Source organism: Viscerimonas tarda (assembly GCF_054601255.1).
The window spans coordinates 1-3,561 of sequence record NZ_BAAHWV010000086.1 but is presented as its reverse complement, the minus strand read 5'-3'; the positions used below and the strand labels follow the sequence as shown (position 1 = coordinate 3,561).

4 protein-coding genes are annotated in these 3,561 nt (G+C 36.6%); all 4 read left to right on the top strand.

Features of this window, described 5'->3' with window-relative positions; genetic code table 11:
• The coding region (locus tag ACYPWY_RS15720) for an RHS repeat-associated core domain-containing protein (RefSeq protein WP_459686492.1) at positions 1-836 on the top strand (836 nt) is incomplete at its 5' end.
• A 1-nt stretch (position 837) separates the two neighbouring features.
• On the top strand, positions 838-1,614 hold the full coding sequence (locus tag ACYPWY_RS15715; protein WP_459686491.1) for a hypothetical protein: 777 nt from the start codon (positions 838-840) through the stop codon (positions 1,612-1,614).
• 121 nt (positions 1,615-1,735) lie between these two features.
• Complete coding sequence (locus ACYPWY_RS15710; RefSeq protein ID WP_459686490.1) at positions 1,736-2,908, top strand: RHS repeat domain-containing protein; 1,173 nt, start codon at positions 1,736-1,738, stop codon at positions 2,906-2,908.
• 8 nt (positions 2,909-2,916) lie between these two features.
• The gene (locus ACYPWY_RS15705) at positions 2,917-3,342 is read left to right on the top strand and encodes a hypothetical protein (protein ID WP_459686489.1); all 426 of its coding nucleotides are present in this window, start codon (positions 2,917-2,919) and stop codon (positions 3,340-3,342) included.
• The last annotated feature ends 219 nt before the right edge of the window (positions 3,343-3,561 follow it).

Here is a 3,561-nt window from a genome sequence, read left to right as displayed (position 1 = left end):
CTATGTTTGGATTGGGCCTGTATGATTTTGAGGCCAGGCAGTTGGATGGGTATGGAGGGTTTACTAGTATGGATCCGCTGGCGGAGAAGTATTATTCGATTAGTCCGTATGCCTATTGCGCGAATAACCCTCTAAAATATGTTGACCCCGATGGCAGAGAAGTCTATTATGCACAAGACGGTACTCGTTTAGGACAATTAGGCGACAACGAAGATATAAGAGTTCTAAATGCAAATTTGAGTAACAAAGATGCGATGGCTCATATTGCGTCAGGTTCGGAAGATGCTATTTCTGCTATGATGGATGGCAGTGTTGCTTTTGCCGACTATTTTACGAATGTTAGTGATGTTACTAATGGTGCAGCACTTGTTCTGTATGCAGGCAATTGCTATGATGCAGCTACAACACAGATGGAAAATGAAGGCTATTCACCTCTTTCGCCAACCTCTGCTATTCATACAAAAGTCAATACTGTTCTTGATAGTGATATACAAGAAAATACCATTGGAGGTGCAATAAAAATACAAACAGACCTAAATGCAGGAAAACCAGTTATGGTAGGAGTTGAACAATCAGATGGTAAAGGTAATGTAGGTTATGAAAAAGGTAATTATAACCAATCCACAAGTCATTTCGTTGTTATTCGTTCTTCAAACGTTGATAAAAACGGAACAATTACTTTTAATTATTTGGATAATGGTACTTTGTTAGGAAAAAGCCGTAACAATAATATGACATTAAATACATCAACAGGAATGATTTCAGGAAGAATGGAACAAAGAAAAGCAACTTATACCGTTTCAGAAGTCCGTAAAAGCAGAACTATTAGAAAATAATATGAAAAAGTTTATACTAAATATTTTAATTTCACTTCTTTCAATATTTTCTTGCCTTGGACAAGAGATATGTAATATTTTCAATACCAATTGGATAAATATTGAATATATTAGAGATAGAGAAAATTATTTGCCCTGCGAATGTGTTGACACTATAAACTATTGTTTCTTCATTTCAATTGCTCAAAAATACGATAGAGAAGAAAGCGATGAAGACAAAATTCCTGAGTGTGTGTTGCATTATATTATTCAAACAGAGCCACGTCAATATTACATTATTGATATTGACTCGGAAAAATGTTTTATTTCAGGGGAAGACGAAAACTGGAATACTAAAATTTTTGAACTGACATTCAAAGGCGACACCTTGCTTTTAATTGACAACATCGGCAGTCGTCAATTCATAAGGTCTGTTGTTCCTTTTGATTTTTGGGGAAATAAAAGCCCTGTCGGTTTTGAAAATATTAACCTGTTTAATAAATCCTTGCTTTCGAGAGGCTACGCCACAATACAAACTATTTTAAAAGAAGATTCATTGCAAATGGACTGTAATGCGTGGTTAGGAAATAGAAATATGGTTTATTCTACAAATGCAAGAAAGTCGTGGGTGCTTGAAATAAAAAACGGCTTCTTATATATCGAAAAGGTTATCAAGCACCGAGACCCGCTTGATGAAGTAAAAACAACGGTAGTCAAAAAAATGAAATGGACTACAAACGGAAAAGAGAGGTTATCTCGCAAAGAGGAATATCCTGTTTTTGTTTCGCCTAAATTGTAATAGTCAAGATTTAATCTGACAGGTTATGTTTCGAGTGTCCCAAAACTGATTAAACAAACAAATCCCGCTGGTTTGAAACTGATTAGCGGGATTTGTTTGTTAGTCCAAATCAGAAAAAACATTGCCGCTTTGCGGCAAGAAAAAAGAGGGCGGGATTTTTGCGGCTTCGCCGCAAAGGGAAAAGAAATTGCCGCTTACACAGCGGTATAATCCCAATGCCAACCTGAAGCGGCACTATGTGGGCAACAAGGTTTACGAGACAGTAGGTTCTACATTAACTTTGAAGAAAATTTTGTTCGACAACGGCTACATTGAGAATAATATTTACTACTTTTACCTGCGCGATCACTTGGGCAATAACAGCGTGGTGGTGGATGCCAATGGCGTAGTGAGGCAACGGCTGTATTATTATCCCTACGGCAAGACGATAGGCAATGGCGAAAGTACAAGTGAAGGCTTTCAACCTTATAAGTTTGGTGGGAAGGAGGCTGAGCCTATGTTTGGGTTGGGGTTGTATGATTTTGAAGCTCGACGCTTGAACGACTATGGCGGGTTTGATACGGTGGATCCGCATGCTGAGAGTTATTATAATTGGTCGCCTTATGCGTATTGTGCTAATAATCCGATTCGCAATATTGACCCTACGGGGATGGATGAGTTTGATTATATAGACAATGATTGGAGAAAAATATCAGAAATTGGTGGCAATATAGGCATTGATTTCTATCACATGGGTATCAAGAACGATGCAGGTTTTGAAATTACCAATGTTACGGATAGAAATGGGAATTGGATTGAAATGTCCGATGGGCGAAATATATTAAAAGGTGGCGAAATTCGCGGAAATGATGTAAATTGGAAAACTATCACAAATGAGTTTCTTGATGGAACGGGACCTTCAAAAAGTATTTTCGAGGGGAATCATCCAGCAAATGAAGCTATTCAGGAACATTATTTATATCAAGAAAAACTATCAGAATTTAATGCGTCGGGGAACTCTAAAGCTCCTTATGAGGTGAATTGGGGGATAACTGATATTTTCAAAACAGGAATAAGCAACGACCAAGCTCAAATGATGGGAAGTTACAACGCCAGTTTCTATAAGTTAGGGGAAAATACGCTGAATTTGGTACAAGATTCCAAATCAAAATCATCTTTGTATTATCATTTAACTCCTACTTATCAGAACTATGATAGGGGTAAACAATATTACAATCCGTGGGCTGGCACTTGGACTACGCCTCCTGCTCCACGTACAAATACTTATCAAAACCATTTATTCTGGACAAAATGAAAAAGATAATGAAAATTATTATTCGGATAATATTGATTATGATAGTAGTTTGCAGCATTATACTACTATTATACTGTGGCTCATACCGAGTATATTCTGAAAAAGAATTGACAGGAAAATATGTAAATAACTACCAGGAATCAATGTCTGATAATCCATCTTGCACTTTTGAAAGACCTAATAGAAAAGATACTTTAGTATTATTTGATGATAAAACCTTTAAAAGTAATTATTTTGGACATGGAACATATCGTATTACAAAAGGATATTGGAGTTGGAATAGAAATATTAGTCTTTCTTATAAAGAAGGTAATATGATGGTTGGTTTTAACATGTCGATAAATAATAAATCTCTTTTTGGATGTGTACCCCAATTTACTATTAGCACAATATGTACGAGGGGTGATTATTATTATAAAAAAATATCATGGTAAATAATGGTCAAGAGTAAATGTATAATCCCGCTCGTGCGGGCTTGCAGCCCGTGTGTATAAGAATTATGATAAGTATTTGATTATGAAAGTTCTGAAGCTCACCTATACCTACAACACCCGCTCGTGGTTGACAAATATCTCGGGAACGCGATTGTCGGAAAATATCTATTACAATCAACCGGCCTTTGGCGGTACTCCCCGCTACAACGGAAACATTTC

Excerpts from the sequence above, each read along its gene's own strand:
- ACYPWY_RS15705 (WP_459686489.1), top strand. The coding sequence starts at position 2,917 with ATGAAAATTATTATTCGGATAATATTGATTATGATAGTAGTTTGCAGC.
- ACYPWY_RS15715 (WP_459686491.1), top strand. The coding sequence starts at position 838 with ATGAAAAAGTTTATACTAAATATTTTAATTTCACTTCTTTCAATATTT.